Here is a 20,471-nt window from a genome sequence, read left to right on the forward strand (position 1 = left end):
TTATACGATTACTGGGCGCCTTGCTTGAGCATCAGTTTGTGCAGCATCTCGATTTCTTCTGCGTTCAGGTCGGTCAGCGGTGCGCGGACTGGGCCGGCATCGTAGCCTGCCAGCTTGGCGCCGGCCTTGACGATCGACACTGCATAGCCGGCTTTGCGGTTACGGATGTCCAGGTATGGCAGGAAGAACTCATCGATCATGCGGTTCTGTTCAGCGTGGTTATCCGAAGCAACAGCGTGGTAGAAGTCCATCGCCAGTTTCGGCATGAAGTTGAACACGGCCGACGAGTACACCGGGGTGCCCAGCGCTTTGTAGGCAGCTGCGTACACTTCTGCGGTTGGCAGGCCGCCCAGGTAGCTGAAGCGATCGCCCAGTTTGCGCCAGATCGAGACCATCAGTTCGATGTCGCCGATACCGTCCTTGAAGCCGATCAGGTTAGGGCAACGGTCGGCCAGGATTGCCAGCGAGGTTGGGCTCAGGCGGCAGTTGGCGCGGTTGTAGACCACAACGCCCAGGTTGGTGGCTTTGCAGACCTCTGCAACGTGTTCGATCAGGCCGTCTTGCGACGCTTCGGTCAGGTAGTGCGGCAGCAGCAGCAGGCCTTGTGCGCCGGCTTTCTCGGCTTCTTTAGCGTAAGCAGCAGCCACGCGGGTAGGACCGCCAACGCCGGCCAGAATCGGCACTTGGCCACGGCAGGTGTCCACTGCGGTCTTGATGATTTCTGGATATTCCTGTGGGGTCAGCGAGAAGAATTCGCCGGTGCCGCCTGCAGCGAACAGCGCGCTCGCGCCGTATGGCGCCAGCCATTCCAGACGTTCAATGTAGGTCGACTTGCGGAAGTTGCCTTCGGCGTCGAAGTCGGTGATCGGGAAGGACAGCAGGCCGGAGGAAAGGATTTTTTTCAGGTCATTCGGTTGCATTACAGTCTCCAATATTGACGTCTAGTGAGGTGAGGGATAGCGCTCCTGCGCCGTGTTGTATGACATCGTACAACTAGATCTAAACAGAAGCAAGCGATTTCACGTAAACCGTCAAATCGCTGCCCGGATGTTGTTAAGCACTCACCTCTTGCTGCGCGCGGCGCAGACGTTCGCGGCTATTGCTGAGGTGGGTGCGCATGGCGGCGCGGGCCGCCTCGGCATCCTTGCGCAGGATGGCGTGGTAAATATCATCATGCTCGCGGTTGACCCGCTCCTGGTAGGCCACCGGATCGTCGTGCGCCAGCTGCGCCGAATCCAGGCGCGCGCGCGGGATGATGGTGTTGCCCAGGTCGCTGAGGATGTCAACGAAATAACGGTTGCCGGTAGCTTGCGCGATGAGCAGATGGAAAGCCTTGTCCGACTCGACTGCAGCGGGACGGTTCTGCGCAGTGACAATGCGTTGCAGCGCCGCTTCCATCTGCTGCACCTGCTCGTCGCTGCGGCGGGTGGCGGCCAGCCAGGCGGCTTCCGTTTCCAGGCTGATCCGCAGTTCCAGAATCGACAGCACATCGCCGATGGTGCGGATGGTGTCGGAAGCGAACAGATTGGCCGGCTGCGGCTCCAGCACAAAAGTGCCGATGCCATGGCGGGTCTGCACCAGGCCGGCGGCCTGCAGGTGCGAGATCGCTTCGCGCACCACGGTGCGGCTGACACCATGCATTTCCATAATCACCGACTCGGTCGGCAGCTTTTCGCCCGGCTTCAGCGTGCCGCCCTGGATACTGCTGGTGAAGCTCTCCACCACGCCTTGCGCGAGGTTGCGGTGCTTCTTCTTGGGCGCCGGGGCTGGCGTCGTCGCGGCGACGGAAACTGAGACGGTCTGATTCATGGCTGTTGAGCTGTTGTATGACGACTATTAGGATACACGCATTGCTGCGTAAAACGATGCGCATATTGCCAGACTTGTGGCGTCTGGTGTGTCTTTAACATCAAATTGCCACAAAATAGTGTGCTTACACCAGTAAGGCTGCACTCATGGAAGCGGCTTCGGCGACGGATTCGTGCAGGATCTGTTCCAGCAGCGCGTTGTCATCGATAAAGCCGTCCAGCGATGCGCTATCGGCTTGGGCGAAAGGCGAAGCGACCGGCGCCAGCCGCTTGGCGATCAGCAGCGTGTCGCGCAGGCCCAGCGGCGGCGGCGTCAGCGTGGCGCCACGCAGCGAAACGATGGCCTGGCTGACCGGCTCGGGAATGCTGAGCTTCTTCATCATCTCGCGGGAAATAATTTCCTGCGCCGCGCCCATCCACTCAGCCGGATCATTCAACAGGCCAGGAATCTCGTCGGCGCGCGACAGCAGATAAAAGCCCCCTGCTTCGTGCACGATGCCAGCGAACAGCGCGGTGTCCGGATCGGTCGCGGTCAGCGCGCGGCCAATCACATGCGCCAGCGCCGCGACGTGCGCCGTGTGGCGCCACAACTGGTCGGCCTGAGCGCGCAGGCGCGCGTCCTGAATGCGCGCGCCGAACTGGCGCACCACCATCGCCGCCGCCATCGTGTACAGATTGCGGTAGCCAACCCGCTGCACCGCCGAGCGCACGCTGGTGACCGGCGTGCCGCTGCGGTTGAACACCGCCGCATTGGCCAGCGCCACCGTGCGCGCCGCCAGCAGCGGCTCGCCCAGTACCTTGCGGATCACATCGTCCATCTCGCAGTCAGGATCGGCCAGCGCCAGTTGCAGGCGCAGTGCCGCATTGACGCTGGTCGGGAAGACCAGCTCGCCGCGTGTAGCCTGTGCGACGATCTGCGAGAAGTCTTTGAGTTTTTCCATGGAAACATTATAGCCGCTTTAGCTGCGGCGGCCTTCGCCCCTTGCAACTTGCTCGCCAGCGTTGCGGCTGAGACGCAACGCATCGGCCAACCCGAGCAGACTAACCAGCGCCACCAGCAGAAAGGCCAGCCGGTAATCAATGGCCGGCCAATCGCTGACGCCCAGTTGCGCGGCGCTCCAATGGCCCAGCCGCACGCCAGTCGCGCCCAGCGCCACGCCCAACCCCAGCGCCACCTGGAAGGCGGTGCTGAACAAGGTGTTGGCGGCCGCCATGCGCTGCTGCGGCACGTCGGCGAAAGCTATCGTGTTGAGCGCGCTGAACTGCATCGAGCGCGTCAGGCCGCCGACAAACAGCACGGCGGCAATCAGCCACACCGGCGTGGCTGGCGTCAGCAAGGCGCAGGCAGCCAGCGACGCGACGTTGGCCAGGCCATTCACCAGCAACACCGGCTTGAAGCCAAAGCGGCGCAGGATGGGCGTGGTGGCCGGCTTCATCAGCAGGTTGCCGGCGAAGACCGCAATCACCAGCAGGCCGGAGTGAAAGGCGTCCAGCCCGAAGCCCAGCTGGAACATCAGCGGCAGCAGGAAGGGCACAGCGCCGATCGCCATGCGGAACAGCGAACCGCCGATGATGGTGATCGAGAACGTGGGTATAAAAAACGCCGACAGATCGATCAGCGGATGCGCGGTGCGTTTCAGATGCCATCCCAAAGCGGCCAGCAGCAGCGCACCGGCGGCCAGGCAGGCGCCCGCCTCTTGCCAATCCGGCGCCGGGCTGCCGACCACTTCCGCGCCCCAGGTCAGCAACAGCAAGGCGCTGCCGCTGAGCAGGAAACCGGGCCAGTCGAACGGACGCCGTTGCGGCGCGCGCTGATCGGGTATCAGCCACCACGCGGCGGCCAACGCCAGCATGCCCAGCGGCAGATTCAAATAGAAAATCCAGCGCCACGACGCATAGCTGGTGATGAAGCCGCCAACCGGCGGTCCCAGCACCGGCGCCACCAGCGCCGGCCAGGTCAGCGTCGCGATCACCGCGATCAGCTTTTCTTTGGGCGTGCTGTTCAGCACCACCAGCCGGCCGACTGGCACCATCATCGCGCCGCCCGCGCCTTGCAGCACGCGCAGCCAGACGAATTCAGTCAGGCTATGCGCCATGCCGCACAACACCGACGCCAGCGTGAAGATCGCCAGCGCCGCCGCAAACACACGGCGCGCGCCGTAGCGCTCCGCCACCCAGCCGCTGATCGGAATAAACACGCCCAGCGTCAGCAGATAGGCGCTGACGCCGATGTTGAGCGCCAAAGGCGCCACGCCAAAGGACTGGGCGATATCCGGCACTGCCGTGGTGATCACCGTGCCGTCCAGATTCTCCATGAAGAAAGCGCCGGCCACCAGCAAGGCGATCCACTTGCTATTGGCCGGCGGCTGTTGATTCGCTTGCATAAAGCACCTTGCCACATTGTTCAACGCACCATTCTGCCGCAGGCGGGAAATTCGCGCACGCTGGCTTGCAAAACGTAAGTATGCGTTCGCTTTTGCAAGTGTGTTTTTCCAGCCACGAATTATAAGAACAGTCGTGCCATTTTTACTTAACTGCTATAGAGTCGAGCTACCGAACACAACAAAATATCGGAGACAAACCACATGAAGAGAACCGCCGCATCCGCAGCGTGCCTTAGCGCACTCGCCCTGTTCGCCGGCCAAGCCGTCGCGCAATCCTCGGTCACCATTTACGGTACGCTCGACGTCGGCTTTGACCGTGTCGAAAAAAGCCAGGGCAATGTCCAGGGCACCGTGTTTGGCGTCAGCGGCACCACGCCGGTCCCCAACAGCATCGCCGCACCGAAGACCATTACGCAGCGCCTGAGCCCTTCACACACGCGCCAGAGCAATATCGGCTTCAAGGGCGTGGAAGACCTGGGCAACGGCTGGCGCGGCCTGTTCGTGCTGGAAGGCGGCGTCACCATCGACAACGGCGGTATGGCTAACGACAACCGCCTGTTCGGCCGCCAGGCTTATGTCGGTCTGACCACGCCGGTCGGCGAAATCAAGGCCGGCCGCCAGGCCAGCCCGATGCTGATCTCCTACTATCTGGTGACGCCGGAAGCGCTGGGCTCCACCGACTTGTTCGGCGCCGGCCTGGTGGTCAACACCGTGCAGACCTGGCAGGACAACCAGCTGAGCTACGCGATCAAGCAAGGCCCGATCACCGCCATCGTCTCCTACGCCACCAATGCCGGCATCGGCAGCGGCATCAGCGCGGCGCGCTCGGTTGCAACCTCCTCGACGCCAGTGGCCACCGGCGCCACCGGCCAGATCGTTGGCGGCCTGACCGCCGGTGCGGAAACCGCCAGCGGCCGCGGCAAGGCAGCCGGCGCGATGCTGGCGTACCGCACCGATGCGCTGGTCGCACTGGCCTCCTACCACCGCAACAACTTCGACAATGTGCCGATTGGCGTGGTGTCTGGCACCACGCTGGTGCCGCTGTTCTTCGGTGAGAAATTCACTTCCTACATGGGCGCGGTCAAATACACCTTCCCTGGCGTCGGTACTTCGATCGCTGTAGCGGGCCACAACGCCAAGTTCGACCTGCGCGGCAACACCGATCCGAAAGTGCGCACCTGGACCGCCACGCTGAAGCACCCGGTGGGCGCCTTCGACCTGAGCGCGATCTTCCTCGACACGCGCTTCACCAACTACACCGAAGGCAAGGACCGTGGCCTGATGCTGGGCGTGGACTACAACTTCTCCAAGCGCAGCGCGCTGTACCTGCGCGCGGGCGGCATCAAGGATAGCCGCGGCAAGACCGTGGTTTCCAGCGCCACCCCGCTGCCGCTGGCTGGCGGTCCTGGCGCGATCCTGATCCCGCTGGGCACGCAGGAGGTACCGCTGTTCTCGGGCGCAGGCCAGAACATCGACGCACGCACCACCATGGTCAGCCTGGGCATGCGCCACGCCTTCTGATCATAAAAAAAGGCGGAGCACTGCCGGTACAGTGCTCCGCCAAAGACTACAGCCGAAACTTATTAGAATTTAGAGATGGGTGGCGATCTGCGGCAGCAAGTCGTCAAAGGTACGGCCATTGCCGTTCTCGCCAATAGCGTGCATCTTCCACTCGCCGTTATGGCGGTAAATCTTGGCCATGATCTGCGCCGAGTGCGGTCCCTGCACTGACAGATTGAAGCGCGCCACCTCCTTGCCATTCACCGCATCCAGCAGACGGCAATAGGCATTCTCCACTTGCGAGAAAGTCTGGCCGGTGAAGCTGTTCACCGTGAACACCAGGCTCTTGATATTCGCCGGCACCGCGTTCAGATCGACATTGATCTGCTCATCGTCGCCATCGCCGGCACCGGTACGGTTGTCGCCGGTGTGCACCACGCTGCCATCCTTGCTTTTCAGCTGGCGGAAGAAGATCACATCCACCGGACGGTGCGCTTCGTCGAACAGCACGCACGAAGCGTCCAGATCGACCGATTCGGTCTTGGCGCCAAAGCCGAGGAAGCCCTTGCTTTTGATGGCGTCCCAGCCCAGCCCCATGGTGACGCGCCCAAGCGCGCCGCCGGCTTCCTTCTCCAGAGAGATTTTCTGGCCCTTACTTAAATTCACTGACATAGTTATTCCTTTACTTTACTGTGCGGGTTGACGCATCAGGAAGGACTGCAAGGCCGCGCTATTGCGCGAGCAGATCAGCACCTTGCCGCGGCCCGAGAAGCGCAACACCATGCCCTCGCCGCTGGTCTGGCTATTCACCAGATTGCTGAGGAAGCCGCCACTGGCGCCGGTAGTCATCGAAATTTCGTACTGCAGCCGGCTATCCCAGGCCACCACGTGCGCGTTATCGATGATCACATCGCGGCCCGGCTCCACTTCCAGTTCCGATATCCCGCCAAAGCCGGACACCGCCACCTGGCCCACACCACTGGTTTCCGTTATGAAGAAGCCGCCGCTTTGCGCGAACAGCGCATTGCCGACACCCTGCGTGCGCACCTTCAGTTCCACGCTGGAGGTGGCGGCAACAAAGCAGCCGTCGCTCAGCATATACTGGTTGTGGCCAGTGTCGAGGATCTGCAACGCGCCCGGCAGCGTTGGCGCCAACAGGCAATCGCCGTCGCCACGCACCGCTTCGATGTGCTGCTGGAAGAAGGACTCGCCGTTGGCGAAGCGCCGCATGATTGCCGCGCCTATGCCGCCAGTCATCTTGCCCTTCAGGTCCAGCGCCGCTTCCATCATCACCATCGCGTTCGATTCGCAGTAGATTTTTTCTCCCTGGCGCAGCGACACATGCAGAAATGGATCGAAGTCGCCGGTGATCGTGAATACAGGCATGATGAACGAGTCCTTTACGATTAAACGCCTACGCCGAACGAGCCAGCCAGTGGACCAAGGCCCCCCTTGAAGCCCTGGCCTACCGCCTTGAACTTCCAGTCACCGCCATTGCGATACACCTCGCCAAAGATCATTGCCGATTCGGTCGAGCTGTCTTCCGACAGATCGTAGCGGGCGATCTCGGCGTTGCTGCCGGCGTTGACGGTGCGGATGAAAGCCTTCTGCACCATGCCGAAGTTCTGGCGGCGTGCATCGCCTTCATGGATGGTGGCGCAAATCGCGATGCGGTCCACATCGGCCGGCACGCGGGTCAGATCGATGGTGACGGTTTCGTCGTCGCCAGCGCCGTCACCGGTGCGGTTGTCCCCCGAGTGAGTCACCGACTGATCGGACGACTTCAGGTTGTTGTAGAAGATGAAGTCGCTGTCGTTGCGTACTTTGCCATCCACTTTCAGCAGGAAGGCCGAGCCATCCAGATCGAACGGGCTACCGTCGGTGCTGCGCACGTCCCAGCCCAGGCCAACCGTGATTTTGGTCAGGCCAGGCGCTTCCTTGCTCAGATTAACGTTGCCACCTTTTTGCAGACTGATTGCCATTTTTAATGCTCCTTAAATGAAAACCGGACTTGGGTACTACAGGCGGCGAGCCGTGTCCGTAATAAACGGCCCGCCGAATTCTTTATGCCGTGACGGCCAGGGCTTCCTGCTGGCGGCGGTGGCGTACAGACGACCACACCGACGCTGCAATGAAGGCCACACCAATCAGGCCAGTGAAGATCTCAGGCACATGGAACTTCATGCTTGCCAACATAATCGCAGCCAGGATACCGATCGCGTAGTGGGCGCCGTGCTCCAGGTACAGGAACTTGTCCAGCGTGCCTTTCTTCACCAGGTAAATCGTCATCGAGCGGACAAACATCGCGCCTATCGCCAGGCCCAGCATGATGATCACCACGTCGGTGGTGATCGCAAACGCGCCGATCACGCCGTCGAAGCTGAACGATGCATCCAGCACTTCCAGGTACAGGAAGCCACCGATACCGCCCTTCTTGACCATGTCGCCGACGTTGCCGCCGCCTTCCTCTTCCTTCTCCAGCAGGCTGCTGATCGAATCCACGCCGACGTAGACCAGGATGCCCCACAGGCCGGAAATCAGCACCACCAGCTTCTGCGCTTCGCTCACCAGGCCCATACAGCCCAGCAGCACGCCGATCGCGATCATCACCGAGATCGAAGACACCTTGCCCAGCGCACCGAGTTTCTTCTCGAAGTTGCCCAGCCAGTGCGTTTCCTTCTCATCGTCCAGCAGGAAGTTGAGGAACACCAGCAGCAGGAACATGCCGCCGAATGCCGCCACCTCAGCGTGGTGATTGGTCAGATGAGTCGAATAGGTTTTCGGATCATTCAGCGCCAGCGTCCACACCTCGGCAATGCTGAGATCCGCTGCCACCGCCACAATCACCAGCGGGAACACCAGCCGCATGCCGAACACCGCGATGATGATGCCGACGCCGAGGAACAGCTTCTGCCAGTAATCGTCCCAGTTCTTCAGTACGGACGCGTTGACCACCGCGTTATCGAACGACAGCGATACTTCCATCGCCGACAAAATCAACGCGATACCAAACGCCGACAAGGCACCGCCCCACCCCGCCAGCTCGTAGCCCCACCAGCCAGCAAGGGCCAGACAGACTATGCTGACGAGGAATGAAATTCTGAAATGCTGCATCGAATGCTCTCGTAGTTATTAATCGATGGGGTGCAGTTTAAAGAAAACCTACACTTTGAAAAATAGAAGATAATTGAAGTATTACTTCGTAAAAAGCGAACATGAAAACTAGCGGACTTAATTTCAGGCACTTGTATTTCTTCTGGATGGTGGCGAAGGAAGGCGGCGTCACCCGTGCTGCCGAGCGGCTTGGACTGGCGGTGCAAACCATCAGCATGCAGATATCCTCGCTTGAACAATCCATCGGCAGGCAGCTGCTGGAGCCACAGGGGCGGCGTCTGGTACCGACCGAAGCAGGCCGGCTGGCGCTCAGCTATTGCGAACAGATTTTCGAACTGGGCGACCAGTTGCAGGAGGCCTTGGAAGAAGCGGAAACCGGCAAGATGCGGCTGGCAGTCGGCATCTCCGACTCGCTGCCCAAGCTAATCGCTTTTCGCCTGTTGCAGGCAACGCAGCAGATGGACACGCGCGTCCACCTGATCTGCATGGAAGATGAATTTGAAAACCTGCTGGCCGATCTGGCGCTGGGCAAGCTGGATGTGGTGCTGACCGACCGCACCGTGCGCGCCGGCGGCAGCCTGAAAGTATTCAGCCACCTGCTGGGCGAAAGTGACATGAAACTATTCGGCGTGCCAAAGCTGGCGCGCAAGTACCGGCGCAATTTTCCGCACAGCCTGCACGGCGCACCGCTGCTGCTACCGACCCGCAACAACGCGCTGCGCGGCCGCATCGACGCCTGGCTGCTGCAACACAAGGTACGGCCGGAGATTGTCGCCGAGTTTGAAGACAACGCCATGCTCAACACCTTCGGCCGCAATGGCCTGGGGCTGTTCTTCGCGCCCTCTGCTCTGGCGCAGGATATCGAAGACCAATTCGGCGCGGTGCTGGTCGGCGACGCGCCGGAACTGCGCGAACACTTCTATGCCATCTCCAACGCCCGCAAAATCACCCACCCGGCCATCGAAGCCATCCTCGGCGCGGTGCACAGTGGGTTATTCGACTAAGCACACTCCTCGACTATCCACGCCCGCAAGCTTTCCAGCGCCTCCCATGGCGCGTGGCCTTGCGGGTTGACCAGGTAGTAGCCGCATTCCGTGGACAGCGATGGCACCGGCAGCGCGGCCAGTCGGCCCTCCTTCAACAAATCATCCACCAGCGGACGCCAGCCCAACGCCACGCCCCGCCCGGCCATCGCAGCCTGAACCACCAATGGGTAATTGCCGAGTGTAAGACTTTGGGTTTCCTCAGCATCCGGCAAGCCCTGCATATGCGCCCAGTCCTGCCACGTCATCCAGCGCGTGCGGGCGCCGCTTTCCAGGTGCAGCAGCGGCATGGTCATCACCTCCGCTGACGAAGGTCTTCCGCCATGGCGTGCCAGTAGTTCCGGGCTACACACCGGTACCACCAGCTCCGGAAAAATCTTTTGCGCATCGCAGCCGGGCCAGACACCGTTGCCGAATGAGATGGCCAAGTCTACCGGTTCGTCGCGGATATCGAACATGCTTTGCGAAGTCATGATACGCACGTCGAGTTCCGGCCGCCGCTCCTGAAACGCCGCAAGGCGTGGCATCAGCCAGAAATTGGCGAAAGCAAAATCGGTGGCAACCGTCAGCACGCGGCGAGTACGGCGAGCGCGTATTTTGTCCACCGCCGTGTGGATCGCCGCCAGGTGATCGCGTATCGCTTCATACAAATTGCTGCCCTCCGCTGTCAGCGTCACGCCGCGATGCGCGCGCTTGAACAGCGGCGTGCCCAGTTCTTTTTCCAACGCCGCGATGCGCTGACTGACCGCCGGCTGGCTGGTGCCGAATTCCTCCGCCACCTGCGTGAAACTCAGGTGGCGGACCGCCGACTCGAAGAACACCAGATTGTGCAGCGGCGTATTCATTGACATAACAATTCCTTATGCATCCATAATCATAAGTGCTGAATATACGCTATAAATCAATTGCTTACGCATAATTTAAGATTATGAATTCGCATATGAATATGCGGATTGATACGTTCCATCGAAGCTGACTTGCGATGCAAAATGCAGGCATTGATACGTTTTCGTTAATGCCGCTTATGCCTCACCCTCAGCCCAATATTTTGATCCTGATTGCCGACCAGCTGACGCCGCGCGCGCTGTCCATCTATGGCAATCGGGTCACGCGCACGCCCCACATCGACCGTCTGGCGGCTGAAGGTGTGGTGTTCGATTCGGCTTACTGCAATTCGCCTTTGTGCGCGCCATCGCGCTACGCTTACCTGACCGGCCGCCTGCCGTCGGCCACCGGCGGCTACGACAACGCCGCCGCACTGCCGGCCGATACGCTTACCTACGCACACTATCTGCGCCACGCTGGCTATCGCACCATCCTGTCGGGGAAGATGCACTTCATCGGCGCCGATCAACTGCACGGCTTTGAAGAACGCCTGACCACCGATATCTATCCCGCCGATTTCGGCTGGACGCCGGACTGGCAGCAGCCGGAGGTACGACCAAGCTGGTATCACGACATGAGTTCCGTCACTGAAGCCGGTCCCTGCGTGCGCAGCAACCAGCTGGATTACGACGACGAAGTGGTGTATGCCTCGCGCCAGAAGCTGTTCGACCTGGCGCGTGATGCAGACCAGCGGCCATTCTGCCTGACCGTCTCGCTGACGCATCCGCATGACCCGTATGCGATACCGGAAAAATACTGGAACCTGTACCGCGACGACGAAATCGACGCGCCACGCGTACCCAACGCGCCGGCGGATGAAGACCCGCACTCGCGCCGCCTGCGCGACGTCATTGATCTCGCGCGCACGCCAGTCAGCGAACAGCAGACGCGCAACGCCCGCCGCGCCTACTACGGCGCCATCTCCTACGTGGATGAGCAAATCGGCACGCTACTGCAAACACTGGAAGATACCGGCCAGGCCGGCAACACCATCATCATCGTCACCTCCGATCACGGCGACATGCTGGGAGAGCGCGGACTCTGGTACAAAATGAATTTCTTTGAGCCGTCGACCCGCGTGCCGCTGCTGGTCCACGCGCCCGGTCAGTTCAAGGCACGCCGCGTTCCCGAATCGGTCTCGCACATCGATCTGCTGCCCACATTGCTGGATCTCGCCAGCGCAGGCGCTCCTCTCGAACAGGATGGCGCCACACTGCTGCCGCACCTGCGCGGCCAAAAAGGCCATGACGGTGTGATCGGCGAATATCTCGGCGAAGGCGCACTGGCGCCCATCATCATGCTGCGCAAAGGCGCGTATAAATACATCCACTCACCAGCCGATCCGGAGCAGCTATATCACCTCGGCGATGATCCCGATGAACTGCACAACCTCGCCAACGATCCCGCCACGGCGCCGATACTGCAGGCCTTCCGCACTGAAGCACTGCAACGCTGGGACTTCGATCAGCTACACCAGCAGGTAGTCACCAGCCAGCGCCGCCGTCACCTGATCGGCGCCGCCAATACGCAAGGCCGGCATCACGCCTGGGACTATCAGCCGCCGCATGACGCCAGCCAGCGCTATATCCGCAACCATCTCGAACTCGGCGTGCTGGAAGCGCGCGCGCGTTTCCCTACTCCGCCGAAAGGCCAGGCATGAAACCGGCCATCACATCCCGCACCATCAGCCTGTGCGTAGCCGCAACGCTTGCACTAAGTGGCGCTGCCGCCCATGCCGCCGATCCGGCCAGCTGCAAGCAAGTCCGCATGGCAGATCCCGGCTGGACCGACATCAACGCCACCAACGCGCTGACCGGCATCGTGCTGGAAGCGCTGGGCTATGAACAGAAGGTGCTGCCGCTGTCGGTGCCAATCACCTATGCCGGCATGCAGAAGGTGCAGGTCGATGTATTTCTTGGTAACTGGATGCCGGCGCAGACCGCGCTGGTTGGTCCACTGCTGAAATCCGGCGTGATCGAACAATTGCACGCCAACCTGCCCTCCGCCAAATTCACGCTGGCGGTGCCGGAGTACGTATCCAAAGCGGGCGTACGCACTTTCGCGGATCTCGCCAAACATGCCGATAAATTCGAACGCAAAATCTACGGTATCGAGACTGGCGCACCGGCCAACCAGATCATCCGCAAGATGCTGACGGCGAAAAGCTACGGCCTCGATGGCTGGACGCTGGTCGAGTCCAGCGAACAAGGCATGCTGAGCCAGGTCGCGCGCAAGCAGCGCGGCAGCGAATGGATCGTGTTCCTCGCGTGGGAACCGAACCAGATGAACAACACCTTCAAACTCAGCTATCTCGATGGCGACAAAGACTACTTCGGCCCCAACTTCGGCAGCGCCAGCGTCAATACCGTCGCCCGGCGCGGCTATGCGGCCGCCTGCCCCAATCTGGGCCGTCTGTTCAAGCAGCTTGAATTCAGCGCCACGCTGGAACAGGCGATCATCGCTGACCTCGTGCAGAAACGGCCCGCGCGACCATCCGCGCTGCGCGAGCTGAAAGCCAACCCTGAGCTGGCAGCCAAGTGGCTGAACGGCGTCACCACCATTGATGGCCGTGATGGCGCCGCCGCCGTGCGCGCGCGTCTTGCCCAACCCTGATCCCCTTCCATGACAACAGCCAACCGCCGGAGCGACATCAAGATGCGACACACGCCAAGAATCCATCCCCTCTACCTCGCCGTGCTGCAAGCCGTGGCTTGCAGCGCTTATGCCGCCGATCCGGCGCCGCTGCAACCTGCAAGTGACGCACCGATTGAAACGGTGTTCGTGCAGGGCCAGGGACGCCAGGTGCAAAACATCACCCGCAAGGATCTGGAACAGGCCGCACCGGGCACCAGCCCATTGAAGACGCTGGAAAAGCTGCCGGGCGTATCGTTCCAGTCGGCCGATCCTTTTGGCGCGTACGAATGGTCGACCCACATCGCCATCCGTGGTTTCAGCCAGAACCAGCTTGGCTACACGCTGGACGATATTCCGCTCGGCGATATGAGCTACCGTAACCACAACGGCCTGCATATCAGCCGCGCGCTCTCGGCCGAGAATATCGGCAATGTCACGGTGTCGCAAGGTACTGGCGCACTGGGCACCGCATCGACCAGCAATCTGGGTGGCACCATCAGCTTCACCACCCGTGGTCCGGCCGATATCGCAGGCGCCACGCTGGCGCAGACGCTGGGCCAGGACAGTACCTCGCGCACCTTCGCGCGGGTCGACACAGGCCTGCTGGATACCGGCACCAAGGCCTATGTGTCGCTGACGCGTCAGCGTGCCGACAAATGGAAAGGCGACGGCGGCCAGGATCAGGACCAGTTCAATTCCAAAGTCGTGCAGCAGCTGGGTGCGCACAAGCTGAGCGCCTTCTTCAACTACTCCACCCGCGACGAAACCGATTATCAGGATCTGTCGTTCGACGCGACACGCCGTCTTGGCTACGACTGGGACAACTATGCACCGGACTGGCAGCGTGCAGTCAACGCCGCCAAGGGCGTCTACACCGGAGGCGTCAACAATCTGGACGACGCCTACTACCTCGGCCGCGGTCTGCGCAATGACTGGCTGGGCGGCGTGGCGCTGGAGCTGAATCCGAATGACGATGTACGCGTCAAGCTCAATGCCTACAACCACCGCAACCATGGTGAGAGCCATTGGTACACTCCCTACACGCCATCGTCGGCGACGGTGCCGATCTCGGTGCGCGCGCAGGAATACTTCATTGACCGCGATGGTGGCACGGCGGATGTCAGCTGGGCGCTGGGCGACCATACGGTATCGGCTGGCGTGTGGGCAGAACGCAGCGTACACCGCTGGACACGCGCCTTCTACGCCGTCAATGGCCCGGAAAGCACCGACCACTTCCTCGATAATCCCTTCTCCACCGTGATCGGCCAGCGCTTCGTCACCAAGACCACGCAGTTCTATCTGCAGGATGCCTACAACGCCACGGACAAGCTGAAACTCAGCTACGGCTTCAAGGCGACCAAGGCAAAGATCAACGGCTACAACGAAACCGGCGGCCGCGCTGCGGGAACACTGGAGGCGGAGAAGAAATTCCTGCCGCAAGCCGCCCTCACCTATCAGCTGTCGGCACAGGACGAGCTGTTCACCTCCTGGGCAAAGAATATGAAAGCCTACCAGGCCGGCGCAGATGGTCCGTTCTCGCAAACCCAGGACGCTTTCAACCTGAGCGTGGGCAAGGTCAGGCCTGAAACCTCGACCACGATTGATCTCGGCTTGCGCTCGCGCCGTGGTCCGCTGCAAGGATCGCTGGCGCTGTACGCGGCCGATTTCAAGGACCGCCAGCTGAACGTAGCCACCTGCACCGGCATCGTCGGCTGCCCGACCACGCTGGCCAATGTGGGCAAGGTGCGCACCAAGGGTGTCGAGGCGGCCGTGGACTGGAAGATCACACAGGCGTGGGGCTGGTTCAATTCCTTCACCTACAACGATTCCAGCTACAAGGATGCGCCCCTGTACTACGAAGGCGCGACCGCCATCAACGTCAATGGCAAGCGGGTGGTGGATGCGCCGCGTGTGCTGTTCAACACCGAGCTGTCGTTTGAGCAGGCCGGCTGGTTCGCCAAGGCCGACGCCAAGTACACCGGCACCCGCTACTACACCTACCTGAACGACAGCCCGGTGTCGTCGTACTGGCTGGCGAATCTCAGCGCCGGCTACAAGCTGGGCAAGGTCGGTCCGTTCAAGAGCGCCACCTTGCAAGTAAATGTCACCAATCTGTTCGACAAGCGCTACTTCGGCGCCATCGGCACCAACGGCTATGCCAGTTCCGATCCGACCGGCAGCTTCGCCACCATGCTGGCTGGCGCACCACGCGCGGCCTTCTTCACCCTGAGCGCCAAACTGTAAAGAGGTTAGCCATGTCCGCCATCAAAGTATCGCTGCGCAATGTGTCCAAGGTCTACGGCGACAATCCGGCGGCGTCGCTCGCCCTGCTGCGTAACGGCGCCGGACGCGATGCGCTGTTCGCCAGCACCGGCAGCACCGCCGCGCTGGACGATGTCTCACTCGATATTCCCGATGGCGGCATCTGCGTGCTGATGGGACTTTCCGGCTCTGGCAAGTCCACACTGCTGCGCACCATCAACGGTCTGGTGGCACCGTCCGCAGGACAGGTGCTGGTGGACGGCGTGGACCTGGCGGGCATGAAGCAGAAGCAGTTGCAGCAGGTGCGCCGTGGCGGCATCGGCATGGTGTTCCAGTCGTTCGCGCTGCTGGCGCACCGCAATGTGATCGACAATGTGTGCTTCGGGCTGGAGATCGCCGGCGTGAAGCGCAGCGAGCGTTTGCAGCGCGCCTCAACCGCGCTGGAGCAGGTTGGCCTGCACGCGCATGCGCAGCAGTTTCCGCATCAATTGTCCGGAGGCATGCGTCAGCGTGTTGGACTGGCGCGCGCGCTGGCGGTGCAGCCTTCGCTGCTGCTGATGGATGAAGCTTTTTCCGCGCTCGATCCACTCAAGCGGCGCGAGATGCAGGATCTGCTGTTGTCGCTGCAGCGCGAACAGCGCCGTACCATTGTGTTTGTGTCGCACGATATCGAAGAAGCGCTGCACATCGGCGACCGTATCGCCATCATGCACGGCGGCCGCTTGCTGCAATATGCCACGCCGCGCGCATTGTTGAGCAATCCAGCCGATGAGCATGTGCGCGCGTTCTTCCAGGGTGTGGATACCTCGCGCTATCTGCAAGCCACAGACCTGATCGACCATGAGGCCAGCGCAACGGCCGCTGCATCCTCGCCGGCCACGACAGCACAGGCGAACTCGCCCGCTCTCGCGCACGTCGCTGCACACGCGCCACTGGCCGAACTGCTGCCGCGCCTGACCGACTTCCGCGCGCCGCTGGCGGTACGTGACGCCAGCGGCGCCACGCTCGGTCTGATCACCGCTGCGAGCGCGCTGCGCATCCTCTCACGCTCCGGCGCGCGGATCTGAACATGCCCCACGACTTCCTGCCGCTGGGCGCATGGATCAACGAAGCGGTGCGCTTCCTGGTTGAACACAACGGGCCGTCGTTCGAGCTGGCCGGCCGCGCCATCGAGAATTTTTCCGGATTAATCGAACAACTGCTGCAAGCACTACCCGCCTGGCTGCTGATCGCGCTGGCCACCTTGTTGGCATGGCGGCGCCTGGCGTGGCGCTTTGCGGTGTTTGTCGCGCTGTCCTTATCGCTGATCTTCGCACTGGGCTACTGGCCGCAGACCATGGTCACACTCGGCCTGACATTCTCGGCAACCTGCATCAGTCTCGCACTGGGTGTGCCGCTGGGGATCTGGGCGGCAAAGAGTCCGCGCCTGCGCAGCGCCGTGCGGCCGCTGCTGGACTTCATGCAGACCATGCCGGCCTTCGTCTACCTGATTCCGGCGGTGATGCTGTTTGGCCTGGGCCGCGTACCTGGCGTGCTGGCAACGGTGATCTTCGCCATGCCACCAGCCGTGCGCCTGACCACGCTGGGCATCCTGCAAGTGGACCGCGAACAGATCGAAGCCGGCCAGGCTTTCGGCGCCAGCCATACCCAGCTGCTGTTCAAGGTGCAACTGCCACTGGCCCTGCCAGCACTGATGAGCGGCATCAACCAGACCATCATGATGGCGCTGTCGATGGTCATCGTCACCTCAATGGTCGGCGCGGGCGGCCTGGGTGGCGAGGTGCTCAACAGCATCCAGCAACTCGACGTCGGCCTCGGCTTCGAAAGCGGCTTATGCGTCGTACTGCTCGCCATCATCCTCGACCGCACCACGCAAAGCTTTGGCCGCAAACAAGGCGAGACCTGAGCTACTTCGATAACATCAACGCCTTATATTCGGCAATCGTCCCCAGGCCGGCCTGGGCGCGGCGCTCATCCAGATGCGCCTCGTCCTCTACCTGATACATCGCGCTTTTGCCATCCGCTCCAGTTACGAACTGACTGACATAGCGTTGCGGCTTGCCATCGTACATCAGGTCACGGTCGATGCTGAGCGCCACTTCCGACCACGGCAACTCGCCCCGGTCGGCAGCAGCCGCCATGCCTGGCAAACACTGCTTGAGCAAATCAGGCGACGCGTGCTGAATCAGCAACCAGGCGCTGAACACGCCGCGCTTTCCGACCATGGCTTCGAGCCGCCTGGCCAGCTCAGGCTCGGTCACCGCCCATACCGGGCTGTAGCATGCGAAAATGAAACCAGTATCAAAAAGCGCCGAAAATTCATCGAATATAAGCCAACAGCATGAATAAAGTCGCTAACTATACGCCCATAAAAGCCGCGAATTTACGCAGATTGTCGCCCAGTCGTTTAAGATGGTGGTTTCAACTACGGAAAACTGCCGCTCGGCCCCTATGCAAAACGTCCTGCTTGTCGTTCTCGCCCTGTTTTTGGTTGCTTTGAACGGTTTCTTCGTCGCTGCCGAATTCGGTATCGTCACTCTGCGAAAAACGCGTGTCCGCGCCATCGCCAAGACGCAAGGATTAAAGGGTCGCATCCTCGGCAAAGTCCACGGCGAGCTGGACGCCTACCTGTCCGCTTGCCAACTCGGTATCACGCTGGCCTCGCTGGGCCTGGGCTGGGTCGGTGAGCCGGCCTTCGCCAGCCTGCTGGAACCGCTGCTGCACGCCATCGGCGTGACCTCGCCGGAGCTGATCCACGGCATCGCCTTCATCTTCGCCTTTGGCGTGATCTCCTTCCTGCACATCGTGGTCGGCGAACTCGCGCCGAAAACACTGGCGATCCGCATGCCGGAAGTGATCGGCCTGTGGAGCGCGCTGCCGCTGTATGGTTTCTACTGGCTCATGTACCCGTTCATCTACCTGCTCAACGCCAGCGCCAATATGGTGCTGCGCGCTGCCGGCCTGGCCGGCAAAGGCGGCCACGACAGCCATTACTCGGTCGAGGAACTGAAACTGATCCTGCGCACCAGCCAGCCTGGCGAAAAATTCAATCAGGACGAGCGCAACATCCTGGCCCATTCACTGGACTTCAGCGACCTGTCGGTGTCCGATCTGATGCGCCCGATTAACGAAGTGATCAGCCTGCACGCGGGCCGCTCGCTGCAAGACAATCTGGACACCATGCTGCGCAACCGCTTCAGCCGCTATCCGTACTACGACAAGGATGGCGAAACCGTGCTCGGCGTGGTGCACCTGAAAGACCTGTTCTTCGCCATGCAGTCCGGCCGCCCGATCGCCGACCTGATGGCCTTCCTGCGCCCGGTCGAAACGATTTCCGCGCGCGCCCCAGCGCTGGAGCAGTTCCGCCGTTTCCGTGATGGCGCACCGCACTTTGCGCTGATCGGTGAAAAAGGCAAGCGCCCGGTCGGCTTCATCACGCTGGACAACCTGCTGGGCGCCATGGTTGGCGAGATCCACGATGAATTCCGCCTCAACGAAAACGACTGGCTGAAGCAGCCGGACGGCACGCTGATCGGCAAGGCCAGCCTGCCGATCTTCTCGCTGGAGCGCACGCTCGGCATCGATATCGAAAATGAAGAACTGGGCATGGAGGAAGTCGAATCAGTCGGCGGCCTGATCATGCTGAAGCTGGGCGACATCCCCAAACAGGGCCAGCGCATCAGCTTCCGCAGCTTCGATATCGTCGCCAAGAAAATGAACGGCCCGCGCATCCTGCTGGTCAAGGTCATCCCTAAAGATGACACCGAGGACAACGCCGATCAGGACTAAGGCTGCGCGTCGGTTTTCAGTTCGTCACCGGTCCACTTGCGCAGCAGCCCGAGGCCGACCGCCAGCAGCGTCGGCCCGATGAACAGGCCGACAAAGCCGAACGCCAGCACGCCACCCATCACGCCCAGCAGCACCAGCGCAAACGGCAGGCTGCTGCCGCGCGAGATCAGCAGCGGCTTGATGACGTTGTCGACGCCGCTGATGACAAACATCCCCCAGATGAACATGAAGATGGCCCAGCCGGTGTCGCCATGGTTGAACAGCCAGATGGTGGCCGCGCCCCAGATCAGCGGCGGGCCGACCGGGATCAGCGAGAACAGAAAGGTAGCGACCGACATCAGCGTCACCGCCGGCACGCCGGCGATCAGGAAGCCGACCGCCGCCACTGCCGCCTGCGCCGCGGCCGTGCCGAGGATGCCGTACATCACGCCGCGCACAGTACGGCTGACGGTGTCGGCCACAGTGATGCTTTGTTCGCCGATCAGCTTGTCCATGCCGGACGCCAGCGCGTACAGGATGGCGTGGCCGTCGCGGTACAGGAAGAAGCTGACAAACACCGCCAGGCTGACCTGCGCCACACCCGATCCCAGCACCATGCCGCCGCCCAGCAGCAGCCGGCGCGCCGGCTCCAGCAGGTTGCGCGCAGCCTCCAGCAATTCTTCGCGGCTGTGCAGCAGCGTGTTCAGGTAGCTGTCGATGGCTTCGCCGACCAGCGGGATATCCTTGATCCAGGCGGGCGCGTTCAGCGTGCCGCTGCCCAGGCCGGCCTTGATCTGGTCATAGTAGGAGGTGGCGTTATCGGCGATATTCCAGGTCACCAGCGTCAGCGGCACGATGATCAGCAGCGTCAGGCCGACGCTCATCACCAGCGCGGCGATGGTGCGGCGGTTGTTCAGCTTGTCCAGCAGGCGCAGGTACAGCGGCCAGCTGGAGATGGTGATCGCGGCAGCAAACAGGATCGCTGCCAGGAACGGCCGCAGCACCGCCAGGCAGCCGATCACCAGCAGGATGACAGCGGCCAGTCGGGTAAAGGGCTGGAAGCGCTGTTGCAT

At 61.6% G+C, this 20,471-nt stretch carries 19 protein-coding genes; 8 read left to right on the forward strand and 11 right to left on the reverse strand.

The window, feature by feature from the left end; all coding sequences use genetic code 11:
* Nucleotides 1-8: 8 nt before the first annotated feature.
* The 4 genes from kdgD to KW842_RS18865 all read right to left on the reverse strand — a co-directional run bounded on the left by kdgD (nucleotide 9) and on the right by KW842_RS18865 (nucleotide 4,192).
* The gene (gene kdgD / locus KW842_RS18850; RefSeq protein ID WP_218305659.1) at nucleotides 9-920 is read right to left on the reverse strand and encodes a 5-dehydro-4-deoxyglucarate dehydratase; all 912 of its coding nucleotides are present in this window, start codon (nucleotides 918-920) and stop codon (nucleotides 9-11) included.
* A 133-nt stretch (nucleotides 921-1,053) separates the two neighbouring features.
* Complete coding sequence (locus KW842_RS18855; RefSeq protein ID WP_218305660.1) at nucleotides 1,054-1,809, reverse strand: FadR/GntR family transcriptional regulator; 756 nt, start codon at nucleotides 1,807-1,809, stop codon at nucleotides 1,054-1,056.
* Nucleotides 1,810-1,933: 124 nt separating this feature from the next.
* Nucleotides 1,934-2,749 carry an HDOD domain-containing protein gene (locus KW842_RS18860; protein WP_218305661.1) on the reverse strand — a complete coding sequence of 272 codons (816 nt, stop codon included), beginning with the start codon at nucleotides 2,747-2,749 and terminating at the stop codon, nucleotides 1,934-1,936.
* A gap of 18 nt (nucleotides 2,750-2,767) precedes the next feature.
* The gene (locus KW842_RS18865) at nucleotides 2,768-4,192 is read right to left on the reverse strand and encodes an MFS transporter (RefSeq protein ID WP_218305662.1); all 1,425 of its coding nucleotides are present in this window, start codon (nucleotides 4,190-4,192) and stop codon (nucleotides 2,768-2,770) included.
* A gap of 201 nt (nucleotides 4,193-4,393) precedes the next feature.
* Here KW842_RS18865 and KW842_RS18870 point away from each other — a divergent pair, with 201 nt between their 5' ends.
* Entirely contained in the window at nucleotides 4,394-5,713 is a 1,320-nt protein-coding gene (locus KW842_RS18870) for a porin (RefSeq protein ID WP_218305663.1), read from the forward strand.
* 69 nt (nucleotides 5,714-5,782) lie between these two features.
* Here the strand turns inward: KW842_RS18870 and KW842_RS18875 are convergent, their stop codons facing one another.
* From KW842_RS18875 to KW842_RS18890, 4 genes are all read right to left on the reverse strand, one after another.
* The gene (locus KW842_RS18875) at nucleotides 5,783-6,364 is read right to left on the reverse strand and encodes a TerD family protein (protein ID WP_218305664.1); all 582 of its coding nucleotides are present in this window, start codon (nucleotides 6,362-6,364) and stop codon (nucleotides 5,783-5,785) included.
* Between the two features lie 15 nt (nucleotides 6,365-6,379).
* The gene (locus KW842_RS18880) at nucleotides 6,380-7,078 is read right to left on the reverse strand and encodes a TIGR00266 family protein (protein WP_218305665.1); all 699 of its coding nucleotides are present in this window, start codon (nucleotides 7,076-7,078) and stop codon (nucleotides 6,380-6,382) included.
* Between the two features lie 20 nt (nucleotides 7,079-7,098).
* A complete protein-coding gene (locus KW842_RS18885) occupies nucleotides 7,099-7,674 on the reverse strand; it encodes a TerD family protein (protein WP_218305666.1) in 576 nt (191 codons plus the stop codon).
* 82 nt (nucleotides 7,675-7,756) lie between these two features.
* Entirely contained in the window at nucleotides 7,757-8,806 is a 1,050-nt protein-coding gene (locus tag KW842_RS18890; protein ID WP_218305667.1) for a DUF475 domain-containing protein, read from the reverse strand.
* A 101-nt stretch (nucleotides 8,807-8,907) separates the two neighbouring features.
* Here KW842_RS18890 and nhaR point away from each other — a divergent pair, with 101 nt between their 5' ends.
* The gene (nhaR, locus tag KW842_RS18895) at nucleotides 8,908-9,810 is read left to right on the forward strand and encodes a transcriptional activator NhaR (protein ID WP_218305668.1); all 903 of its coding nucleotides are present in this window, start codon (nucleotides 8,908-8,910) and stop codon (nucleotides 9,808-9,810) included.
* On the opposite strand, the gene KW842_RS18900 is transcribed toward nhaR, so the two are convergent.
* Nucleotides 9,807-10,700, reverse strand: a complete 894-nt coding sequence (locus KW842_RS18900) for a choline sulfate utilization transcriptional regulator (RefSeq protein ID WP_218305669.1) — start codon at nucleotides 10,698-10,700, stop codon at nucleotides 9,807-9,809. The genes nhaR and KW842_RS18900 overlap by 4 nt on opposite strands.
* A gap of 173 nt (nucleotides 10,701-10,873) precedes the next feature.
* Here KW842_RS18900 and betC point away from each other — a divergent pair, with 173 nt between their 5' ends.
* From betC to KW842_RS18925, 5 genes are read left to right on the forward strand one after another with little or no spacing between them, the layout of a single operon-like run.
* A complete protein-coding gene (betC, locus tag KW842_RS18905; RefSeq protein WP_218305670.1) occupies nucleotides 10,874-12,394 on the forward strand; it encodes a choline-sulfatase in 1,521 nt (506 codons plus the stop codon).
* Nucleotides 12,391-13,347, forward strand: a complete 957-nt coding sequence (gene choX, locus KW842_RS18910) for a choline ABC transporter substrate-binding protein (protein WP_218305671.1) — start codon at nucleotides 12,391-12,393, stop codon at nucleotides 13,345-13,347. Before betC ends, choX begins: the two co-directional genes overlap by 4 nt.
* Nucleotides 13,348-13,389: 42 nt before the next feature.
* A complete protein-coding gene (locus tag KW842_RS18915) occupies nucleotides 13,390-15,612 on the forward strand; it encodes a TonB-dependent receptor (protein ID WP_218305672.1) in 2,223 nt (740 codons plus the stop codon).
* Between the two features lie 11 nt (nucleotides 15,613-15,623).
* The gene (locus KW842_RS18920; protein WP_218305673.1) at nucleotides 15,624-16,697 is read left to right on the forward strand and encodes a glycine betaine/L-proline ABC transporter ATP-binding protein; all 1,074 of its coding nucleotides are present in this window, start codon (nucleotides 15,624-15,626) and stop codon (nucleotides 16,695-16,697) included.
* 2 nt (nucleotides 16,698-16,699) lie between these two features.
* Nucleotides 16,700-17,536 carry a proline/glycine betaine ABC transporter permease gene (locus tag KW842_RS18925; protein WP_218305674.1) on the forward strand — a complete coding sequence of 279 codons (837 nt, stop codon included), beginning with the start codon at nucleotides 16,700-16,702 and terminating at the stop codon, nucleotides 17,534-17,536.
* A gap of 1 nt (nucleotide 17,537) precedes the next feature.
* On the opposite strand, the gene KW842_RS18930 is transcribed toward KW842_RS18925, so the two are convergent.
* Entirely contained in the window at nucleotides 17,538-17,891 is a 354-nt protein-coding gene (locus KW842_RS18930; protein WP_218305675.1) for a DUF6624 domain-containing protein, read from the reverse strand.
* Nucleotides 17,892-18,081: 190 nt separating this feature from the next.
* On the opposite strand from KW842_RS18930, the gene KW842_RS18935 reads away from it, so the two are divergent.
* The gene (locus KW842_RS18935; protein WP_218305676.1) at nucleotides 18,082-19,419 is read left to right on the forward strand and encodes a hemolysin family protein; all 1,338 of its coding nucleotides are present in this window, start codon (nucleotides 18,082-18,084) and stop codon (nucleotides 19,417-19,419) included.
* Here the strand turns inward: KW842_RS18935 and KW842_RS18940 are convergent.
* Complete coding sequence (locus KW842_RS18940; RefSeq protein ID WP_218305677.1) at nucleotides 19,416-20,471, reverse strand: AI-2E family transporter; 1,056 nt, start codon at nucleotides 20,469-20,471, stop codon at nucleotides 19,416-19,418. The two genes, KW842_RS18935 and KW842_RS18940, sit on opposite strands and share 4 nt — an antisense overlap.

Source organism: Duganella sp. sic0402, from assembly GCF_019219065.1.
Taxonomy (GTDB): Bacteria; Pseudomonadota; Gammaproteobacteria; order Burkholderiales; family Burkholderiaceae_D; genus Rugamonas.

Excerpts from the sequence above, each read along its gene's own strand:
- kdgD (WP_218305659.1), bottom strand. The coding sequence starts at position 920 with ATGCAACCGAATGACCTGAAAAAAATCCTTTCCTCCGGCCTGCTGTCC.
- KW842_RS18855 (WP_218305660.1), bottom strand. The coding sequence starts at position 1,809 with ATGAATCAGACCGTCTCAGTTTCCGTCGCCGCGACGACGCCAGCCCCG.
- KW842_RS18860 (WP_218305661.1), bottom strand. The coding sequence starts at position 2,749 with ATGGAAAAACTCAAAGACTTCTCGCAGATCGTCGCACAGGCTACACGC.
- KW842_RS18865 (WP_218305662.1), bottom strand. The coding sequence starts at position 4,192 with ATGCAAGCGAATCAACAGCCGCCGGCCAATAGCAAGTGGATCGCCTTG.
- KW842_RS18870 (WP_218305663.1), top strand. The coding sequence starts at position 4,394 with ATGAAGAGAACCGCCGCATCCGCAGCGTGCCTTAGCGCACTCGCCCTG.
- KW842_RS18875 (WP_218305664.1), bottom strand. The coding sequence starts at position 6,364 with ATGTCAGTGAATTTAAGTAAGGGCCAGAAAATCTCTCTGGAGAAGGAA.
- KW842_RS18880 (WP_218305665.1), bottom strand. The coding sequence starts at position 7,078 with ATGCCTGTATTCACGATCACCGGCGACTTCGATCCATTTCTGCATGTG.
- KW842_RS18885 (WP_218305666.1), bottom strand. The coding sequence starts at position 7,674 with ATGGCAATCAGTCTGCAAAAAGGTGGCAACGTTAATCTGAGCAAGGAA.
- KW842_RS18890 (WP_218305667.1), bottom strand. The coding sequence starts at position 8,806 with ATGCAGCATTTCAGAATTTCATTCCTCGTCAGCATAGTCTGTCTGGCC.
- nhaR (WP_218305668.1), top strand. The coding sequence starts at position 8,908 with ATGAAAACTAGCGGACTTAATTTCAGGCACTTGTATTTCTTCTGGATG.
- KW842_RS18900 (WP_218305669.1), bottom strand. The coding sequence starts at position 10,700 with ATGTCAATGAATACGCCGCTGCACAATCTGGTGTTCTTCGAGTCGGCG.
- betC (WP_218305670.1), top strand. The coding sequence starts at position 10,874 with ATGCCTCACCCTCAGCCCAATATTTTGATCCTGATTGCCGACCAGCTG.
- choX (WP_218305671.1), top strand. The coding sequence starts at position 12,391 with ATGAAACCGGCCATCACATCCCGCACCATCAGCCTGTGCGTAGCCGCA.
- KW842_RS18915 (WP_218305672.1), top strand. The coding sequence starts at position 13,390 with ATGCGACACACGCCAAGAATCCATCCCCTCTACCTCGCCGTGCTGCAA.
- KW842_RS18920 (WP_218305673.1), top strand. The coding sequence starts at position 15,624 with ATGTCCGCCATCAAAGTATCGCTGCGCAATGTGTCCAAGGTCTACGGC.
- KW842_RS18925 (WP_218305674.1), top strand. The coding sequence starts at position 16,700 with ATGCCCCACGACTTCCTGCCGCTGGGCGCATGGATCAACGAAGCGGTG.
- KW842_RS18935 (WP_218305676.1), top strand. The coding sequence starts at position 18,082 with ATGCAAAACGTCCTGCTTGTCGTTCTCGCCCTGTTTTTGGTTGCTTTG.
- KW842_RS18940 (WP_218305677.1), bottom strand. The coding sequence starts at position 20,471 with ATGCAACAGCGCTTCCAGCCCTTTACCCGACTGGCCGCTGTCATCCTG.